Source organism: Micromonospora parathelypteridis, assembly GCF_014201145.1.
GTDB classification, from domain to species: Bacteria; Actinomycetota; Actinomycetes; order Mycobacteriales; family Micromonosporaceae; genus Micromonospora; species Micromonospora parathelypteridis.
Window position 1 is genome coordinate 2,458,980 of record NZ_JACHDP010000001.1, and the last position, 19,282, is coordinate 2,478,261.

Annotated in this window: 15 protein-coding genes; all 15 read right to left on the bottom strand. The window is 68.2% G+C overall.

The genetic code is table 11. The annotated features are described in order from the left end of the window. Positions 1-11 precede the first annotated feature (11 nt). The 15 genes from rpsJ to rplK all read right to left on the bottom strand — a co-directional run bounded on the left by rpsJ (position 12) and on the right by rplK (position 19,159). The gene (gene rpsJ / locus HNR20_RS10825; RefSeq protein ID WP_007073037.1) at positions 12-320 is read right to left on the bottom strand and encodes a 30S ribosomal protein S10; all 309 of its coding nucleotides are present in this window, start codon (positions 318-320) and stop codon (positions 12-14) included. Between the two features lie 350 nt (positions 321-670). Then, positions 671-1,864 carry an elongation factor Tu gene (tuf, locus tag HNR20_RS10830; protein ID WP_184178727.1) on the bottom strand — a complete coding sequence of 398 codons (1,194 nt, stop codon included), beginning with the start codon at positions 1,862-1,864 and terminating at the stop codon, positions 671-673. A gap of 212 nt (positions 1,865-2,076) precedes the next feature. Further along, positions 2,077-4,173, bottom strand: coding sequence for an elongation factor G (fusA, locus tag HNR20_RS10835; RefSeq protein WP_184178729.1), 2,097 nt, complete (start codon positions 4,171-4,173; stop codon positions 2,077-2,079). 75 nt (positions 4,174-4,248) lie between these two features. Further along, on the bottom strand, positions 4,249-4,719 hold the full coding sequence (gene rpsG / locus HNR20_RS10840) for a 30S ribosomal protein S7 (RefSeq protein ID WP_030489583.1): 471 nt from the start codon (positions 4,717-4,719) through the stop codon (positions 4,249-4,251). 1 nt (position 4,720) lies between these two features. After that, a complete protein-coding gene (gene rpsL, locus HNR20_RS10845) occupies positions 4,721-5,095 on the bottom strand; it encodes a 30S ribosomal protein S12 (protein WP_014440718.1) in 375 nt (124 codons plus the stop codon). Between the two features lie 520 nt (positions 5,096-5,615). Further along, positions 5,616-5,996, bottom strand: a complete 381-nt coding sequence (locus tag HNR20_RS10850; RefSeq protein WP_184188292.1) for a hypothetical protein — start codon at positions 5,994-5,996, stop codon at positions 5,616-5,618. A gap of 535 nt (positions 5,997-6,531) precedes the next feature. Then, the gene (locus tag HNR20_RS10855; protein ID WP_184178730.1) at positions 6,532-6,900 is read right to left on the bottom strand and encodes a hypothetical protein; all 369 of its coding nucleotides are present in this window, start codon (positions 6,898-6,900) and stop codon (positions 6,532-6,534) included. Positions 6,901-6,993: 93 nt separating this feature from the next. Beyond that, the gene (locus tag HNR20_RS10860; protein ID WP_184178732.1) at positions 6,994-10,884 is read right to left on the bottom strand and encodes a DNA-directed RNA polymerase subunit beta'; all 3,891 of its coding nucleotides are present in this window, start codon (positions 10,882-10,884) and stop codon (positions 6,994-6,996) included. A gap of 80 nt (positions 10,885-10,964) precedes the next feature. Continuing rightward, positions 10,965-14,396, bottom strand: coding sequence for a DNA-directed RNA polymerase subunit beta (gene rpoB, locus HNR20_RS10865; RefSeq protein WP_184178734.1), 3,432 nt, complete (start codon positions 14,394-14,396; stop codon positions 10,965-10,967). Between the two features lie 570 nt (positions 14,397-14,966). Continuing rightward, positions 14,967-15,356, bottom strand: a complete 390-nt coding sequence (gene rplL / locus HNR20_RS10870; RefSeq protein WP_184178735.1) for a 50S ribosomal protein L7/L12 — start codon at positions 15,354-15,356, stop codon at positions 14,967-14,969. 54 nt (positions 15,357-15,410) lie between these two features. Further along, positions 15,411-15,956 carry a 50S ribosomal protein L10 gene (rplJ, locus tag HNR20_RS10875; protein ID WP_184178737.1) on the bottom strand — a complete coding sequence of 182 codons (546 nt, stop codon included), beginning with the start codon at positions 15,954-15,956 and terminating at the stop codon, positions 15,411-15,413. Positions 15,957-16,305: 349 nt separating this feature from the next. Then, positions 16,306-16,995, bottom strand: coding sequence for a hypothetical protein (locus HNR20_RS10880; protein ID WP_184178739.1), 690 nt, complete (start codon positions 16,993-16,995; stop codon positions 16,306-16,308). Continuing rightward, positions 16,992-17,855 (bottom strand): ABC transporter ATP-binding protein, encoded by an 864-nt coding sequence (locus HNR20_RS10885; RefSeq protein ID WP_184178741.1) that lies wholly within the window; start codon positions 17,853-17,855, stop codon positions 16,992-16,994. Before HNR20_RS10885 ends, HNR20_RS10880 begins: the two co-directional genes overlap by 4 nt. An 80-nt stretch (positions 17,856-17,935) precedes the next feature. Then, positions 17,936-18,652, bottom strand: coding sequence for a 50S ribosomal protein L1 (rplA, locus tag HNR20_RS10890; protein WP_184178743.1), 717 nt, complete (start codon positions 18,650-18,652; stop codon positions 17,936-17,938). Positions 18,653-18,727: 75 nt separating this feature from the next. Beyond that, a complete protein-coding gene (gene rplK, locus HNR20_RS10895; RefSeq protein WP_110563109.1) occupies positions 18,728-19,159 on the bottom strand; it encodes a 50S ribosomal protein L11 in 432 nt (143 codons plus the stop codon). Positions 19,160-19,282: the final 123 nt, after the last annotated feature.

Sequence of the window (19,282 nt, forward strand, 5' to 3'; positions counted from 1 at the left end):
TTGTCCGGTCCCTACAGCTTGATCTCGATGTCGACGCCAGCCGGCAGGTCGAGGCGCATGAGCGAGTCGACCGTCTTCGGGGTCGGGTCGATGATGTCGATCAGCCGCTTGTGCGTGCGCATCTCGAAGTGCTCGCGCGAGTCCTTGTACTTGTGCGGCGAGCGGATAACGCAGAAACGGTTGATCTCCGTGGGCAGCGGCACCGGGCCCGCGACCTGCGCCCCGGTGCGCGTCACCGTCTCGACGATCTTCCGAGCCGAGGAGTCGACGACCTCGTGGTCATAGGCCTTGAGCCGGATGCGGATCTTCTGTCCCGCCATGGTGGCTTCTGTTCCTTCTCTCGATGCCGCTGTGTTGCGGGCGCCTGTACCGGCTGGTACAGGCCCACTTCGCCGACCCCCGCGGTCGGGCGTGTCGCGCCCTCGGATCAGGCTCCGCCCCGAGGTTCCGGAGCGGTGCTGACCGCGCGGTGGGTCAAGGCGCCGATCGCATTACCGCGACCTGAACGCCGTGCGAGGGTGGTTGGCGACTGGGCCGCCAACCACCCCACGCTCGACTGTCTCGTCACCCGGAGGTTCAGCGCAAGCCGAACACAGGCAACGGTCTGTCGTTACGCAACCTGACTAGTATGCCGCACGACCGGCGGCGGGCCTAATCGGGGTTACCTAGTTCACTTCTGGATCTTGGTGACGAACCCGGCGCCGACGGTGCGGCCACCCTCGCGGATCGCGAACTTGAGGTTCTCCTCCATGGCGATGGGCTGGATCAGCTTCACCGACATGGTGGTGTTGTCGCCCGGCATGACCATCTCGGTGCCCTCGGGGAGGGTGACGACACCGGTGACGTCCGTGGTCCGGAAGTAGAACTGCGGACGGTAGTTCTGGAAGAACGGGGTGTGGCGGCCACCCTCCTCCTTGGAGAGGATGTAGACCGTCGCCTCGAACTCCGTGTGCGGGGTGTTCGAGCCCGGCTTCACGACGACCATGCCGCGCTCGACCTCGTCGCGCTTGGTGCCACGCAGCAGCAGGCCGACGTTCTCACCTGCGCGGGCGTCGTCCAGGGTCTTCCGGAACATCTCGATCGCGGTGACCTTGGTCTTGAAGCTCTTCTCCTTGATACCGACGAGCTCAACATCCTCGTTCGGCAGGAGAACGCCGCGCTCCACACGACCGGTGACGACGGTGCCACGACCGGTGATCGTGAAGACGTCCTCAACCGGCATCAGGAACGGCTTGTCAACCTCGCGCTCCGGCTGCGGGATCGAGGTGTCGACCGCGGTCATCAGGTCCAGCAGCTTGCCGGTCCACTCGGGGTCACCCTCGAGGGCCTTCAGCGCCGAAACCCGCACGACCGGCAGGTCGTCACCCGGGTACTCCTGCGAGGAGAGCAGCTCACGAACCTCGAGCTCGACGAGCTCCAGGAGCTCCTCGTCATCGACCATGTCGCTCTTGTTGAGCGCCACGACGATGTACGGCACACCAACCTGACGGGCCAGCAGCACGTGCTCGCGGGTCTGCGGCATCGGGCCGTCGGTCGCCGCGACCACCAGGATCGCGCCGTCCATCTGCGCGGCACCGGTGATCATGTTCTTGATGTAGTCCGCGTGGCCGGGGCAGTCCACGTGCGCGTAGTGCCGCGCCTCGGTCTGGTACTCGACGTGCGCGATCGAGATCGTGATACCGCGGGCCTTCTCCTCCGGCGCCTTGTCGATCTCGTCGAACGGCGTGTAGGGGTTCAGGTCCGGGAACTGGTCGTGCAGGACCTTGGTGATGGCCGCCGTCAGCGTCGTCTTACCGTGGTCGATGTGACCAATGGTGCCGATGTTGACGTGCGGCTTAGTCCGCTCGAACTTAGCCTTCGCCACTGGTGTCCTCCTGTGGACTTCTTGGTTCGTACGCCCGGCGCGCCGGTCGGCGCTTAGGACTCTGTCGACAGCCTTTCCGGCCTGACGGCCGGGAAGCCATTGTGGGTTCTGCGGCGATGAAGCCTACAGGCCCGGTCTCACGCGATCCGATCGTGGTGGCCGCGGGCGGGTGAACCCTCCCGCGACCGACCACGAATCACCTGCTCAGAGCGTTACTCGCCCGTTGCCTTGGCGATGATCTCCTTCGCGACGCTCTGCGGAACCTCAGCGTAGGAGTCGAACTGCATGCTGTAGCTAGCCCGGCCCTGGGTCTTCGACCGCAGGTCGCCGACGTAGCCGAACATCTCCGACAACGGCACCAGAGCCCGGACGATGCGGGCGCCGCTGCGCTCCTCCATCGCCTGGATGATGCCGCGGCGGGAGTTGAGGTCACCGATGACGTCACCCATGTTCTCCTCAGGAGTGGTGACTTCAACGGCCATCATCGGCTCGAGCAGTGCGGGATCGGCCTTGCGGGCCGCGTCCTTCATCACCATCGAGCCGGCGATCTTGAATGCCATTTCCGACGAGTCGACCTCGTGGTACTGGCCGTCCAGCAGGGTCAGCTTCACTCCGACCAGCGGGAAGCCCGCCAGGATGCCGTACTGCAGCGCATCCTGCGCACCCGCGTCCACCGACGGGATGAACTCCCGGGGGATGCGGCCGCCGCTGACGGCGTTGGCGAACTCGTAGGTCGGCGAGTCGTTGTCCAGCGGCAGCGGCTCGACGCTCACGATCACGCGGGCGTACTGGCCGGAACCACCGGTCTGCTTCTTGTGGGTGTACTCGACCTTGTCCACCTTGCGGCGGATGGTCTCGCGGTACGCCACCTGCGGCTTGCCGACGTTGGCCTCGACGTTGAACTCGCGGCGCATCCGGTCGACCAGGATGTCCAGGTGCAGCTCACCCATGCCGGAGATGACCGTCTGACCGGTCTCCTCGTCCAACTGGACGCGGAAGGTCGGGTCCTCCTCGGCCAGGCGCTGGATGGCCGTGCCCAGCTTCTCCTGGTCGGACTTGGTCTTCGGCTCGATCGCCACCGAGATGACCGGCTCCGGGAAGGTCATCGACTCAAGGATGACCGGGTTCGCCGGGTCCGAGAGCGTGTCGCCGGTGGTGGTCTGCTTGAGACCCTGGACGGCGATGATGTCGCCGGCCTGCGCCGACGGACGCTCTTCCCGCTTGTTGGCGTGCATCTGGTAGATCTTGCCGATGCGCTCCTTGCGGTCCTTGGTGGAGTTGACCACCTGGGAACCGGAATCGAGCGTGCCGGAGTAGACCCGCACGTAGGTGAGCTTGCCGAGGTGCTTGTCCGTCTGGATCTTGAAGGCCAGACCGGAGAACGGCTCCGAGTTGGACGGCTTCCGCAGCAGCGGGGTCTCGCCGTCGGTGGCCGTACCCTCGATGGCCGGAACGTCCAGCGGCGACGGCAGGAAGTCGACCACGGCGTCGAGCATGGGCTGAACGCCCTTGTTCTTGAACGCCGAGCCGCAGAGCACCGGGTTGGCCTTGCCGGCGATGGTGGCACGCCGGATGGCGGCCTTGATCTCCTCGACGGAGACCTCCTCGCCTTCCAGGTACTTCTCCATCACCGAGTCGTCGACGTCGGCGAGGGTCTCCATCAGCTTCTCGCGCCACTCGGCCGCGGAGTCGGCCAGCTCGGCCGGGATCTCCTCGATCGCGTAGTCCTCACCCTTCTGGGTCTCCCCGCGCCAGGTGAGGGCGCGCATGCCGATCAGGTCGACGACACCGATGTGGTCGCCCTCGAGCCCGATCGGGATCTGGAGCACCAGCGGGGTGGCGTTCAGCCGGTCGATCATCATCTGCACGCAGCGGAAGAAGTCGGCACCGGTCCGGTCGAGCTTGTTGACGAAGCACATGCGCGGGACGTTGTACTTGTCGGCCTGCCGCCAGACGTTCTCCGTCTGCGGCTCGACGCCGGCGACACCGTCGTAAACCGCGACCGCACCATCCAGGACCCGCAGCGAACGCTCGACCTCGACCGTGAAGTCGACGTGGCCAGGCGTGTCGATGATCTGGATCGTGTGGCCCTTCCACTCACACTTGGTAGCAGCGGAGGTGATGGTGATGCCACGCTCCTGCTCCTGCTCCATCCAGTCCATGACGGCGGCGCCCTCGTGGACCTCACCGATCTTGTACGTGATGCCGGTGTAGAACAGGATTCGCTCGGTGGTGGTGGTCTTACCGGCATCGATGTGCGCCATGATGCCGATGTTGCGTACGTTGGCGAGCGCGTCTGCGGCGGCCACTTCAATCCCTACTTATCGTCGTCTCGACTCAACTGGTGGCGGTTCCGGCGCCCGTGGGGCGCCGGAACCAGGGTGTTACCAGCGGTAGTGCGCGAAGGCCTTGTTGGACTCGGCCATCTTGTGCGTGTCCTCGCGCCGCTTGACGGCGGCACCGAGGCCGTTGCTCGCGTCCAGCAGCTCGTTCATCAGCCGCTCGACCATGGTCTTCTCACGCCGAGCGCGGGAGTAGGTGACCAGCCAACGCAGGCCCAGGGTGGTCGCCCGGGTCGGGCGGACCTCGACCGGAACCTGGTAGGTGGCGCCACCGACACGACGGCTGCGCACCTCGAGGGTCGGCTTGACGTTGTCCATCGCCCGCTTGAGGGTGACGACCGGGTCGGTGCCGGACTTCTCGCGGCAGCCCTCGAGGGCGGCGTACACGATGGTCTCGGCGAGCTGACGCTTGCCGCGCAGCAGGATCTTGTTCACCAGCTGGGTGACCAGCGGCGAGTTGTACACCGGGTCAGCGACCAGCGGCCGCCGCGGAGCGGGTCCTTTACGCGGCATGTCAGCTCTTCTCCTTCTTCGCGCCGTAACGGCTGCGCGCCTGCTTGCGGTTGCGGACACCCTGGGTGTCCAGCGAGCCGCGAACGATCTTGTAACGCACGCCGGGGAGGTCCTTCACCCGGCCGCCGCGAACGAGCACGATCGAGTGCTCCTGCAGGTTGTGACCGACACCGGGGATGTAGGCGGTCACCTCGATCTGGCTGCTGAGCTTCACACGAGCGACCTTGCGCAGCGCCGAGTTCGGCTTCTTCGGGGTGGTGGTGTACACACGGGTGCACACGCCGCGCCGCTGAGGGGAACCCTTCAGCGCCGGGGTCTTGGTCTTGCTCGTCTTTGCCTGGCGGCCCTTTCGGACCAGCTGCTGGATCGTGGGCACCGGGTTTCTCCGCTCCCTTCGGCCGCTTCCGCGGCCGCGCCGTCTGCTCGTTAGCCGGCCTGATGACCGGCTCTCCTACATTCCGACCAGGGCCACCTTGCGGAGACCCCGGCACCCGCGGTCGGGCGTGTCGCCCGCTTCACGGTCCCGTTGCGGACGCTTTCGCGTGCGACCGGGTTTGTGTCACCGGCGCGCGGGTCGCCCCGTGCCGGATCCTTGGCTTGTCGTGCCGCCGCCCGGACTCCGGAAACAGCGCACGCACGAGTTGCCCGGGCATGCCCGGGCACAAGGGGAAAGAGTACCTACCACAACCGCCCAGGTCAAAACGGAAGGGCCCGGCGACTGTCTCACACCCGCCGGCCGAATCTCGTCCTGCCCCGTCGCCCGCGATGGGCACCTACGGACACAAGTGTACCGGCTTCCCCGCGCGACCACCCGTCGCCCCCGGGGCGGGCACCGGGATGCTCCCACGGGAGCGGCGATCAACCGGCTCAGGCGCCGAGCCAGACGGTGATCAGGCTCACGCCAGGGCGAGAAGCAGCGCCAGACCCAGGCCCAGGAGGCTGAGCAGTGCCCCGCCCGCGCCACAACTGATCCCCGCCACCGCCAGCCCTCGGCCGGTGAACCGGACCGCGGAGGGCGCGGAAGGCCGGCGGATCTGCCGCTGGCCGAGCAGTCCGGCGACGACCGCCGCCACGCCGGACAACAACCCGAGCACGGCGAACGCTCCGGAGGCCCAGGCCCCGCCATCGTTGGCGAAGGCCACCCCGAAGCAGATCACCAGCAGCGAGACCAGGACCGACGCGACCCCGGCCACCAGCGCCCCGATGGCCAGCCCGGAAGTGACCGGCGCCACGTCCAGGTGCACGACGCCGAACGGCGTACCCGGCACCGCCTCCACCCGCTTCGGCGGCCGGCGCTGGTCGTCGGTGGGCGGTGGCACCGGATGCGCCGGCGGGCCACCCCAGGCGGGGGCGTAGCCCGACGGTGGCGGACCCCAACCCGGCGGCACCCCGGGCCCCGACGACGGCGCACCCCAACCCGGCGGCACCCCCGGCCCCGACTGCGGCGGACCCCAACCCGGCGGCGGGCCCCAACCCGGCGGCGGAGTCGTCGGCCCGGAGACCGGGTACGGCTGACCCGAGCCGGGCGAACTGGCCGTGGGCCAGCCGGAGTGCGGCACCGGAGATGGCGACGCGCCCCAACCCGGTGCGGACGCGGGCGGGTGCGGCTCGCTGCTCGGGCCCGGTCGCGCCCAGTCATTCGGCTCGGACGGGGCCGGCGCATCCGGTTGGCCGGCCGGTTCGTCCGCAGGGGGCCGCGCCGGATCCGTCACGAGGTCCTCCTGTCGAAAGGCCGCCACCACCGCACGGCGGACACCGGCCAGGCTACCGCCGAGAATGCCGCCGCCCGCGCCGGGCGCGGCCACGGGCGACTCAGTCCATGTTCGCCGGGTAGTCGTGGCCGAAAGGCGTGCCGGCCAACCGCACGACCCCGATCACCACCACGGCCACCACACTGACCGCGAACAACACCAGGCCGGCCCAGGCCATCTGCTCACCCCGTCGCAGCCAGGCGCCGCCGGTCAGGAAACCCCCCGAGGAGTACGCCTCGCGGCGCGCCTGCCTGGCCAGTTGCAGTGCCACCGTCGCCGGCACCACCCCGCCGATGAACAGCCCGGTCAGCAGGCCGAGCAACCCCAGCGCGAAAACCGCCCGCGCCTTCGTGGCACGGGCCGGATCCGGGTCCAGCGGGTGGCGCAGGCCCTCCTGCGCGACGGACACCTGCCCGGGTGCGGTCGTCATTCCCCCATCATGCCGAACTCGGAGCGGGGTGGGTGGGTCCGGACACGACGAGGCCCCCGGCGGATGCCGGGGGCCTCGTCGTGTGACTGGTGCTTAGCGGTACGACCCGAAGTCGAAGTCGTCCAGCGGCACAGCCTGCCCGCTGGCCGGCCCGAAGCCGTAGTCGGTCTCCGGGTACCCGGTCATCGAGTAGACCTTGGCCTTGGCCTCCTCGGTCGGCTCCACCCGGACGTTGCGGTACTTGCTGATGCCCGTACCGGCCGGGATGAGCTTTCCGATGATCACGTTCTCCTTGAGGCCGACCAGCGAGTCGCTGCGCGAGTTGATCGCAGCGTCGGTCAGCACCCGGGTGGTCTCCTGGAAGGAGGCCGCCGAGAGCCAGGAGTCGGTGGCCAGCGAGGCCTTGGTGATACCCATCAGCACCGGACGACCGGCGGCGGGCTCGCCGCCCTCCGAGACGAGCCGGCGGTTCTCCGACTCGAACAGCGCCCGGTCGACCAGCACACCCGGCAGGAACTCGGTCGAGCCGGAGTCGATGACCGTCACCCGCTTGAGCATCTGGCGGATGATGATCTCGATGTGCTTGTCGTGGATGAGCACACCCTGCGAGCGGTAGACCTCCTGGACCTCACTGGTCAGGTGGACCTGGACCGCCCGCGGACCCATGATCCGCAGAAGCTCGTGCGGGTCGATGGTGCCCTCGGTCAGCTTCTCGCCGACCGCGACGTGACCGCCGTCGTGGGTCCGGAGCTTGACCCGCTTCGAGATCTTGTCGTAGACGATCTCTTCGCTGCCGTCGTCCGGCACCACGATGATCTTCCGCGAGCGCTCGCCGTCCTCGATCCGGATCCGACCCGGGGTGTCGGCGATGGGCGCCTTACCCTTCGGGACCCGAGCCTCGAAGATTTCCTGCACACGGGGCAGACCCTGGGTGATGTCCTCACCCGCGACGCCACCGGTGTGGAAGGTACGCATCGTCAGCTGCGTACCGGGCTCACCGATGGACTGGGCGGCGATGATGCCGACCGCCTCGCCGATGTCGACCGACTTGCCGGTCGGCAGCGACCGGCCGTAGCAGGCCGCGCAGACGCCCAGCTTCGACTCACAGGTGAGCACGCTGCGCACTCGGACCGTCTCCACGCCGGCGGCGACGATCTTGTCGACCCCGATGGAGTTGATGTCCTGACCGCGCTCGGCCACCACGGTGCCGTCCGGCCCCTTGATGTCGTCGGCCAGGGTCCGGGCGTGCACGCTGGTCTCGGCGTGGGTGTGGACGACGAGCTTGCCGTCCAGCTTCTCGCCGATCTGCATCGGGATCGCCCGGTCGGTGCCGCAGTCCTCTTCGCGGATGATGACGTCCTGCGAGACGTCGACCAGACGACGGGTCAGGTAACCCGAGTCGGCGGTCCGCAGGGCGGTGTCGGCGAGACCCTTACGGGCACCGTGCGTGGAGATGAAGTACTCCAGCACGGACAGACCCTCCCGGTAGCTGGCCTTGATCGGCCGCGGGATGATCTCGCCCTTCGGGTTGGCCACCAGACCACGGATCGCCGCGATCTGCCGGAGCTGGAGCAGGTTACCGCGGGCACCCGAGTGGATCATCTTCCACAGCGGGTTCTCCTGCGGCAGCGCGGTGTCCATCTCCTTGGCGACCTCGTTGGTCGCCTTGGTCCAGATCGTGATGAGCTCGCCGCGACGCTCCTCGGCGGTCATCAGACCACGCTGGTACTGCTTGTCGATCCGGTCGGCTTCCGTCTCGTACCGCGCCAGGATCTCCGCCTTGCGCGGCGGAGCGATGACGTCCTCCATGCCGATCGTCACGCCGGACCAGGTGGCCCAGTGGAAACCGGCCTCCTTGAGCCCGTCCAGGGTGGCGGCCAGCGCCACCTTGGGGAAGCGCTCGGCGAGGTCGTTGACGATCGCGGAGAGCTGACCCTTGCGGATCTCGTAGTTCACGAAGCGGTAGCCCTGCGGCAGCGTCTCGTTGAACAGCACCCGACCCAGGGTGGTCTCGACGGTCAGCGGCTCACCCTCGACCCAGCCCTCCGGGGCGGTCCACGCCTCGGCGCCAGCACCGTTGTCGACCCCGACCACGCCGCGAAGACGGATCTTCACGAGCGCCTGCAGGTGCAGCTCACCGTTGTCGAAGGCCATCCGCGCCTCGGCGTCCGAGCTGAACGCCCGGCCCTCGCCCTTCTTCTCACCGGCGGTGAGGTGGGTGAGGTGGTAGAGACCGATGACCATGTCCTGGGTGGGCATGGTGACCGGCTTACCGTCGGCCGGCTTGAGGATGTTGTTCGACGACAGCATCAGGATCCGTGCCTCGGCCTGAGCCTCGGCGGACAGCGGCACGTGCACCGCCATCTGGTCACCGTCGAAGTCTGCGTTGAACGCGGTGCAGACCAGCGGGTGGATCTGGATCGCCTTGCCCTCGACCAGCTGCGGCTCGAAGGCCTGGATGCCCAGGCGGTGCAGGGTCGGCGCACGGTTGAGCAGCACCGGGTGCTCCCCGATGACCTCTTCCAGCACATCCCACACGACCGGGCGCTGACGCTCGACCATCCGCTTGGCGGACTTGATGTTCTGCGCGTGGTTGAGGTCGACCAGCCGCTTCATGACGAACGGCTTGAACAGCTCCAGCGCCATCTGCTTGGGCAGACCGCACTGGTGCAGCTTGAGCTTCGGGCCGACCACGATGACCGAACGGCCGGAGTAGTCGACGCGCTTGCCCAGCAGGTTCTGACGGAACCGGCCCTGCTTGCCCTTGAGCATGTCGGAAAGCGACTTGAGCGGGCGGTTACCCGGACCGGTGACCGGCCGGCCGCGACGGCCGTTGTCGAACAGCGCGTCGACGGCCTCCTGGAGCATCCGCTTCTCGTTGTTGACGATGATCTCGGGCGCGCCGAGGTCGATCAGTCGCTTGAGCCGGTTGTTCCGGTTGATCACGCGGCGGTACAGGTCGTTCAGGTCCGAGGTCGCGAAACGGCCACCGTCGAGCTGCACCATCGGGCGCAGGTCCGGCGGGATGACCGGGACGCAGTCCAGCACCATGCCGAGCGGCGAGTTGCGGGTGTTCAGGAACGCCGCCACGACCTTGAGCCGCTTGAGCGCCCGGATCTTCCGCTGGCCCTTGCCGGACCGGATGGTCTCCCGCAGGCTCTCGGCCTCGGCGTCGAGGTCCATGTTCTGGACCAGCGCCTTGATCGCCTCGGCGCCCATGGATCCGGTGAAGTACTCACCGAACCGGTCGCGCAGCTCGCGGTAGAGCAGCTCGTCGGTGACCAGCTGCTTCGGCTCCAGCTTGCGGAAGGTGTCCAGCACCTCGTCCAGGCGGTCGATCTCGCGCTGGGCCCGGTCGCGGATCTGGCGCATCTCGCGCTCTCCGCCCTCCTTGACCTTGCGCCGAACGTCCGCCTTGGCACCCTCGGCCTCCAGCTCGGCCAGGTCGGCCTCGAGCTTGGCGGCCCGCTTCTCGATCTCCGAGTCGCGGCTGTTCTCAGACTGCCGCTTCTCGGCCAGGATCTCGTTCTCGATCGTCGAGAGGTCACGGTGACGCGACTCGGCGTCCACGCTCGTCACGACGTACGAGGCGAAGTAGATGATCTTCTCGAGGTCCTTGGGGGCGAGGTCCAGCAGGTAGCCCAGCCGGCTCGGAACGCCCTTGAAGTACCAGATGTGGGTCACCGGAGCAGCGAGCTCGATGTGCCCCATCCGCTCACGACGGACCTTGGAGCGAGTCACCTCGACGCCGCAGCGCTCACAGATGATGCCCTTGAACCGGACGCGCTTGTACTTACCGCAGTAGCACTCCCAGTCCCGCTGCGGACCGAAGATCTTCTCGCAGAAGAGCCCGTCCTTTTCCGGCTTCAGGGTGCGGTAGTTGATCGTCTCAGGCTTCTTGACCTCGCCGTGCGACCACTGACGAATGTCGTCGGCGGTGGCGAGACCAATGCGCAGCTCGTCGAAGAAGTTGACGTCGAGCACTATGTCCCCTATGTCGTCGTCTGTACTGCTAATTCTCGGGTGGGGTCGGGGGCCGGAAGACCGGCCCCCGACCGCTCACCTCAGACCTCTTCGACCGAGCTCGGCTCGCGCCGGGACAGGTCGATGCCCAGCTCCTCAGCGGCCCGGAACACCTCGTCGTCGGTCTCGCGCATTTCCAGGGCCACGCCGTCGCTGGAGAGCACCTCAACATTGAGGCACAGCGACTGCAGCTCCTTGAGCAGCACCTTGAACGACTCCGGGATGCCCGGCTCCGGGATGTTCTCGCCCTTGACGATGGCCTCGTAGACCTTCACCCGGCCGAGCACGTCGTCGGACTTGATCGTGAGCAGCTCCTGCAGGGCGTAAGCGGCGCCGTACGCCTGCATCGCCCAGCACTCCATCTCACCGAAACGCTGACCACCGAACTGCGCCTTACCACCCAGCGGCTGCTGCGTGATCATCGAGTACGGGCCGGTCGACCGAGCGTGGATCTTGTCGTCGACCAGGTGGTTGAGCTTCAGGATGTAGATGTAGCCGACCGCGATCGGGTCCGGCAGAGGCTCACCGGAGCGCCCGTCGAACAGCTGCGCCTTGCCGCTGGAACCGATCAGCTGGTTGCCGTCACGGTTGGGCAGCGTCGACGCCAGCAGGCCGGAGATCTCGGCCTCGCGGGCACCGTCGAAGACCGGGGTGGCCACGTTCGTGTCCCCCTCGGACTCGTGCGCGTCGATCGAGCGCAGCTGCCGCTTCCAGTCGGTGTCGTCGCCTTCGACCTTCCAACCGGTCTTGGCGACCCAACCGAGGTGGGTCTCCAGCACCTGGCCGATGTTCATCCGGCTCGGCACACCCAGCGGGTTCAGCACGATGTCGACCGGGGTGCCGTCCTCCAGGAACGGCATGTCCTCGATCGGCAGGATCTTCGAGATGACACCCTTGTTGCCGTGCCGGCCGGCGAGCTTGTCGCCGTCCTGGATCTTGCGCTTCTGGGCGACGTAGACCCGGACCAGCTCGTTGACACCCGGCGGCAACTCGTCGCCGTCCTCGCGGGAGAACGTCCGCACACCGATGACCGTGCCGGTCTCGCCGTGCGGCACCTTCAGCGAGGTGTCCCGAACCTCGCGCGCCTTCTCACCGAAGATCGCGCGGAGCAGTCGCTCCTCCGGGGTCAGCTCGGTCTCACCCTTGGGCGTGACCTTGCCGACCAGGATGTCACCGGGGACGACCTCGGCACCGATCCGGATGATGCCGCGCTCGTCGAGGTCAGCGAGCATTTCCTCGCTGACGTTCGGGATGTCGCGGGTGATCTCCTCCGGGCCGAGCTTGGTGTCCCGAGCGTCGACCTCGTGCTCCTCGATGTGGATCGAGGTGAGCACGTCCTGCTGCACGAGGCGCTGCGACAGGATGATCGCGTCCTCGTAGTTGTGCCCCTCCCAGGTCATGAACGCCACGAGCAGGTTGCGCCCGAGCGCCATCTCGCCCTCGTCGGTGCACGGCCCGTCGGCGATGACCTGACCGGCCTCGACGCGGTCGCCCTCGAAGACCACCGGCTTCTGGTTGACGCAGGAGCCGGCGTTGGAGCGGCGGAACTTGTGCAGCAGGTACGTCCGGCGGTGGCCGTCATCCTGGTGGATGGTGACGTAGTCGGCGCAGAGATCCTCGATCACACCGCCGACCTCGGCGACAACCACGTCGCCAGCGTCGACCGCGGCCCGGTATTCCATGCCCGTGCCCACGAGCGGCGCCTCGGCCTTGACCAGCGGCACCGCCTGGCGCTGCATGTTCGCGCCCATCAGTGCCCGGTTGGCGTCGTCGTGCTCGAGGAACGGGATCATGGCGGTCGCGACCGAGGTCATCTGCCGGGGCGAGACGTCCATGTAGTCGACGGCGCTCGGGATGACGTCCTCGGTCTCGCCGCCCTTACGACGGCAGAGCACCCGGTCCTCGGCGAACGTGCCGTCAGCCTTCAGCGGCGCGTTGGCCTGGGCCTTGACGAACCGGTCCTCCTCGTCCGCGGTCAGGTAGTCGATCTGGTCGGTAACCCGACCCTCGACGACCTTCCGGTACGGCGTCTCGATGAAGCCGAACGGGTTGACCCGGGCGAAGGTGGACAGCGCGCCGATCAGGCCGATGTTCGGGCCTTCCGGCGTCTCGATCGGGCACATCCGGCCGTAGTGGGACGGGTGCACGTCGCGGACCTCGAAGCCGGCCCGCTCCCGGGACAGACCACCCGGGCCGAGCGCGCTCAGCCGGCGCCGGTGGGTAAGACCCGCCAGCGGGTTGGTCTGGTCCATGAACTGGGACAGCTGCGACGTCCCGAAGAACTCCTTGATCGCCGCCACCACCGGGCGGATGTTGATCAGGGTCTGCGGGGTGATCGCCTCGACGTCCTGCGTGGTCATCCGCTCGCGGACGACCCGCTCCATCCGGGACAGGCCGACTCGGACCTGGTTCTGGATCAGCTCACCCACGGTACGCAGGCGCCGGTTGCCGAAGTGGTCGATGTCGTCGGCCTCGTAGCCGTCCTCGCCGGCGTGCAGCCGGCACAGGTACTCCACGGTGGCGACGATGTCGTCCTCGGTCAGCGTGCCGGTGGTGATCGGCACGTCGACTTCGAGCTTCTTGTTGAACTTGTAGCGCCCGACCTTGGCGACGTCGTACCTCTTCGGGTTGAAGAAGAGGTTGTCGAGCAGGGTCTGGGCGTTCTCACGCGTCGGCGGCTCGCCAGGGCGCAGCTTGCGGTAGATGTCTAGCAGGGCCTCGTCCTGGCCGGCGATGTGGTCCTTCTCGAGCGTGGTCATCAGCAGCTCGGACCAGCCGAACCGCTCACGGATCCGCTCGGCCGACCAGCCGATGGCCTTGAGCAGGACCGTGACGGCCTGCCGACGCTTGCGGTCGATGCGTACGCCGACCGTGTCGCGCTTGTCGATGTCAAACTCCAGCCAGGCACCCCGACTCGGGATGACCTTGACGCTGGAGAGGTCGCGGTCGGAGGTCTTGTCCGGCTGCTTGTCGAAGTACACGCCCGGAGACCGGACGAGCTGGCTGACCACGACGCGCTCGGTGCCGTTGATGACGAAGGTGCCCTTGGGCGTCATCATCGGGAAGTCACCCATGAACACCGTCTGGCTCTTGATCTCGCCAGTGGTGTTGTTGGTGAACTCCGCGGTCACGAAGAGCGGAGCGCAGTAGGTCAGGTCCTTCTCCTTGCACTCCTCGATCGAGGCCTTGACCTCGTCGAAGCGCGGCGCTGAGAAGGAGAGCGACATGGTGCCGGAGAAGTCCTCAATGGGACTGATCTCTTCAAGGATCTCCGCGAGACCCGAGCGTGCGTGCGGGTCGTCCGCCGACCGGCCCTGCCAAGCCTCGTTGCCGACGAGCCAGTCGAAGGACTCGTTCTGGATGGCAAGGAGGTTGGGGACCTCGAGGTGTTCGGTGATCCTGCCGAATGAAACTCGGCGGGGAGCGAATGCGCTCGACGTACGACTGGTCTTCGCAGGGCGGGAAGCTGCCAAGATGCGTCCTTCCGAGGACCGGTGCTGCAGAACGGCTGGTACGCGTGCACTCCAATGACCCCACCAGAAATATCCGTAAACGGACATTTCCGAGCAGGGGTCAAGTCGGAAGGCAGCGCAAACTAGCAGTGTAGCCGAGAGGCTAACCGCTGTCCAGCCCACCCCGCAGGTCGTTTGCGGAACGCGCCTCGGCCCCCCGTAAACCGGGGTCTGCCGGGCCGCTCAGAACGCAACGTCCCCACTGGGCCGCTCGGGTTGACGCGGCGATGGTGCCGTCGCTGTCATACCCACGTCGTGGCCGTCGCAAGCGCGGTGTCTTGCTGGTGTCAGCGTGCCTGGCAGCCCGGGGCCGCGTCAAGGGCCGGTATCCGGGTTGCCCCTTCTTTCCCACCGGAGGGCGACCCGCCGCGCTCGATCGGGTCGCCGGTACCGGTGGTCGGAGCCCAGCTCAGGACCGTTCGGCGTCCGGCACATCAACACGGCGGGCGGTGATCCGTGTCGGATCACCGCCCGCCGCTACGCGATCGTGTCCCGGCTCACGAGCCAGGTACGCGCAGGTGGAACGTCAGGTCACTTGAGGGTGACCTTGGCGCCTTCACCCTCGAGCTTGGCCTTCGCCTTCTCGGCGGTCTCCTTGTTGACCTTCTCCAGGATGGCCTTCGGCGCGGACTCAACCGCGTCCTTGGCCTCCTTGAGGCCCAGGCCGGTCAGCTCACGCACGACCTTGATGACCTGGATCTTCTTGCCGCCGTCAGCCTCGAGGATGACGTCGAACTCGTCCTGCTCCTCCTCGGCCGGGGCAGCAGCGCCACCGGCGGCACCGCCGGCAGCGGCAACCGCGACCGGAGCAGCGGCGGTGACCTCGAAGGTCGTCTCGAACTGCTTCACGAACTCAGAGAGCTCGATCAGCGTCATCTCCTTGAACGCGTCGAGCAGCTCGTCGGTGCTGAGCTTCGCCATATCTGGCGTCCTTTCCTGATTCTGTTAAGTAAGAACTGGTGCGCCGTGGTGGCCTCAGGCCGCCTCGGCGCCCTCCTTCTCGCGCTTGTCCTGCAGTGCGGCCGCCAGACGGGCGGTCTTCGACAGCGGGGCCTGGAACAGGGCCGCGGCCTTGCTCAGGTTGCCCTTCATCGCGCCGGCCAGCTTGGCCAGCAGCACCTCGCGGGACTCAAGGTCGGCGAGCTTCGTGACCTCGGCCGCGGAAATGGCCTTGCCCTCGAAGACACCGCCCTTGATGACGAGCTTCGGGTTGGCCTTCGCGAAGTCGCGAAGCCCCTTCGCCGCCTCGACGACGTCGCCCGAAACGAAAGTCAGCGCGGTAGGACCGGTGAACAGCTCGTCGAGGCCGGTGATGCCCGCGTCCGTCGCAGCACGCTTCGCCAGCGTGTTCTTCGCGACCGTGTAGCTGGTGTCGGCGCCGAGCGTGCGCCGAAGCTGGGTGAGCTGGGAAACCGTCAGACCGCGGTACTCGGTCAGCACGGTGGCGCCCGAGCTACGGAAGTTCTCGGTCAGCTCAGCGACGGCCGTGGCCTTGTCGGCCCGGATCGGCTTGTCCGCCATGTCCCTCCTCTCTCGTTACTCGAGGCTGGTCCCCGTCACAGCCGAAGCCGGAGCGGGGGCGGAGGCAGCACGACAACGAAAAGCCCCGGCGCAGGGCGCACGGGGCGAGGGCCGGAAGTTCGTCACAGTCGGCGGACCATGCTCACTGCCGAATTACGCTTGCCGCCCTACGCGGGTCGCCCGTTGTCGCGGGGCCTTCGACCGTGCCGAAGCACGGTGACCAGCGGTCTCTGGGTGGTTCCTCAACCGTGAGAACACGGATGACGTTTGAAGAGTACGCGACCCCGCGACCTGCACCAAATCGCCCCCTGTGAGCCGCGCCACCGCAGACCGTCACGCACGCCGCCGGTCAGCCCTGTGCCCGCCGCCGCCACAGGTAGCCGCCAACGACCACCGCGCTCCAGGCCAGCGCCCACACGGTCAGCCCCAGCAGGGTGAGCGCCGCGGCATCGCCACCAGTGGTGCGGGCGGTAGCCATGATCGGCGGCGCCAGCCAGGGGGCCACCGAGCCGCTCAGGCCGAGCACCACCGCGCCGACACCACCGAGGGCCAGCACCGCGACGCCGTACCCGGCACTGCCAACCGAGGCCCGGCTGGCCAACGCGCCGAGAGCGACCGCAGCGGGCAGGGCGAGCAGATGTGCCCACAAACCCAGGGCGAGCCCGACCGGGATCGACCGGTCCCCCGGGTCGACCGGGCCGGAGATCCCGCCGACCAGCCACGGGAAGAGCAGCGCGACGGCCACCGTCACCAGCGCCGCCACACCGGCGGCGAGGAGCCCGGCCAGCCGCTCCCGGGCCGCACCGACCGTCACCTGCGCCAGCCGGCGCTGCACGTCCGGCTCCACGTCCAGAAGGATCTTGGTTTGCCAGGCGAGCACCGGGAAGAGCACCACCGCCGAGACGCCGTACGCCTCCGCCGGCTGGGCCCGGCCGCCGCCGTAGAGCGTGCCGAGCGTGATCAGGCCGGCGAGCAACGGTGCCACCGCCCGGCCGGTCCGTAGGAAACCGGCCAGCCGCATCCGCACCAGCGCGCTCATCGGGCCTCCCCCGCTGCCGGCTCGACCACCGCGTCGGCACCCTGGGCGCCCACGGCCTGCTCGGGCGTCGGCTCACCGGCCGACCGGACCGACGGGGTGGCGGGGCGAGCCGGTGGTGCGGCGATGGAGGCGTCGGCGCGTACTCGAAGGATCTGGTGGCCCTCGGCGCGCAACCGTGCGACGGTGCCGGCGACCCGCGCGGCCGGCACCGCGACCTCGACCACCGCGATCGTCTCGTCCGCCGACGGCGCCTCTTCGGTCAGTGACCCGTCGGCCACCGACCAGCGGCGCGCGGCCGGCAGCCGGACCGTCTCCCCCCGGTGGTCGCTGACGAGGACGGCACCGTCGGCGGCGAGCACCTCGGAGATCAGCTCGGGGACCAGCTCGCGGGTGGCGGCGTCCAGCCCTTCCCACGGCTCGTCGAGCACCAGCAGGCCCGGCAGGCGCAGCATCGCCTGGGCGAGGCCCACCTTCTGGGCGGTGCCCTTGGACAGCTCCGGCAGCCGGACCGAGCGGAAGGCGGACAGCCCGAGCCGGTCGGTCCAGGAGGTCACCGCCTCGTCGACCGCTGCCCCCCGCAGCCCTGCCACCCGGGCCATCCCGGTCAGGTAGCGGGCCACGGTGAACGGCTGGTCGGCCGGGAAACGCTCCGGCACCCAGCCCACCCGCGCCGGCCGGCCGGTGACCCGGCCCCGGCCTGGGCGGAGGACCCCCGCGGCCACCTGCAGCAGGGTCGACTTGCCCACCCCGTTGCGGCCCAGCACGACCGCCACCTCGCCCGGACCGAGCCGCACGTCCACGCCTCGCAGCACCCACGGCCCCGGCCGGTGGTACCGCACCCAGACGTTCTCCAGCCGCATGGCGTAGAGCCTGCCACACCTCAAACGCGCCGGGGCGCCGCCACGATCGTGGCGGCGCCCCGGTGGAACCAACTGTCGACTCAGGCCTCGGCGGGGTCTCCGGTGAGGTTCTTCACCAGGTTCGGGTCGACCGGAACACCCGGGCCCATCGTGCTGGTGAGGATGACCTTGCGGAGGTACTTGCCCTTGGCCGCGGACGGCTTGGCACGCAGCACCTCGTCGAGCACCGCCGCGTAGTTGTCCACCAGCTGGCTCTCCGTGAAGGACGCCTTGCCGATGATCAGGTGCAGGTTGGAGTGCTTGTCCACCCGGAAGGTGATCTTGCCGCCCTTGATGTCCTGCACCGCCTTGGTGACGTCCATGGTCACCGTGCCGGTCTTCGGGTTCGGCATGAGACCGCGCGGGCCCAGGATCCGCGCGATCCGGCCGATCTTGGCCATCTGGTCCGGCGTGGCGATCGCCGCGTCGAAGTCGAGCCAACCACCCTGGATCCGGGCGACCAGCTCGTCGGTGCCCACCTCGTCCGCACCCGCGGCGGTGGCCTCCTCGGCCTTCGCACCACTGGCGAACACGATCACGCGGGCGGTCTTACCGGTGCCGTGCGGCAGGTTGACCGTGCCGCGGACCATCTGGTCCGCCTTGCGGGGGTCGACGCCGAGGCGCATGGCGACCTCGACCGTGGCGTCGAACTTGACGTTGGTGGTCTCCTTGGCCAGCTTCACGGCCTCGGCGGGGGTGTAGAGCTTGGACCGGTCGATGACGTCGGCGGCCTTGCGGTAGCTCTTGCTGCGCTGCATTGCTTATTACTCCTGTGGTCTCTGGCGGGCTCGGCGCGAGCCCTCCCACGGTCTGATCGAAGGCCTGGGCCGACGTCAGTCGTTGACGGTGATGCCCATCGACCGGGCGGTGCCGGCGATGATCTTCTCGGCCTGGGCCAGGTCGTTGGCGTTGAGGTCGGCCATCTTCTTCTCGGCGATCTCACGCAGCTGGGCGCGGCTGACCGAGCCAACCTTCTCGGCCTGCGGAACACCCGAACCCTTCTGCACACCGGCGGCCTTGATCAGCAGCCGGGCAGCGGGCGGGGTCTTCAGCACGAACGTGAAGGACCGGTCCTCGTACACGCTGATCTCGGCGGGGACGATGTCGCCCCGCTGGGACTCGGTCTGCGAGTTGTAGGACTTGCAGAACTCCATGATGTTCACGCCGTGCTGGCCGAGCGCGGGGCCGACCGGCGGCGCCGGCGTGGCCTGGCCCGCCGGCAACTGAAGCGTGAACGTCTTGACGAGCTTCTTCTTCGGAGGCATGTCACTTCCTGGGGCTTGGAGCTGGGAAAATGCGGCTGTCGCCGCTCTCGGAGCGCGCACGGTCAGCGCGATGCGACAGCGGCGACATTCAAGAGTAGCGCAGGCCGCAGCCCACTCGTCCGC

What these genes read in the sequence shown, in the direction of transcription:
- HNR20_RS10855 (WP_184178730.1), bottom strand. Translation starts at nt 6,900, where the DNA reads ATGACGACCGCACCCGGGCAGGTGTCCGTCGCGCAGGAGGGCCTGCGC.
- rplL (WP_184178735.1), bottom strand. Translation starts at nt 15,356, where the DNA reads ATGGCGAAGCTCAGCACCGACGAGCTGCTCGACGCGTTCAAGGAGATG.
- HNR20_RS10885 (WP_184178741.1), bottom strand. Translation starts at nt 17,855, where the DNA reads ATGCGGCTGGAGAACGTCTGGGTGCGGTACCACCGGCCGGGGCCGTGG.
- rpsJ (WP_007073037.1), bottom strand. Translation starts at nt 320, where the DNA reads ATGGCGGGACAGAAGATCCGCATCCGGCTCAAGGCCTATGACCACGAG.
- HNR20_RS10880 (WP_184178739.1), bottom strand. Translation starts at nt 16,995, where the DNA reads ATGAGCGCGCTGGTGCGGATGCGGCTGGCCGGTTTCCTACGGACCGGC.
- rplK (WP_110563109.1), bottom strand. Translation starts at nt 19,159, where the DNA reads ATGCCTCCGAAGAAGAAGCTCGTCAAGACGTTCACGCTTCAGTTGCCG.
- rplA (WP_184178743.1), bottom strand. Translation starts at nt 18,652, where the DNA reads ATGCAGCGCAGCAAGAGCTACCGCAAGGCCGCCGACGTCATCGACCGG.
- rplJ (WP_184178737.1), bottom strand. Translation starts at nt 15,956, where the DNA reads ATGGCGGACAAGCCGATCCGGGCCGACAAGGCCACGGCCGTCGCTGAG.
- rpsG (WP_030489583.1), bottom strand. Translation starts at nt 4,719, where the DNA reads ATGCCGCGTAAAGGACCCGCTCCGCGGCGGCCGCTGGTCGCTGACCCG.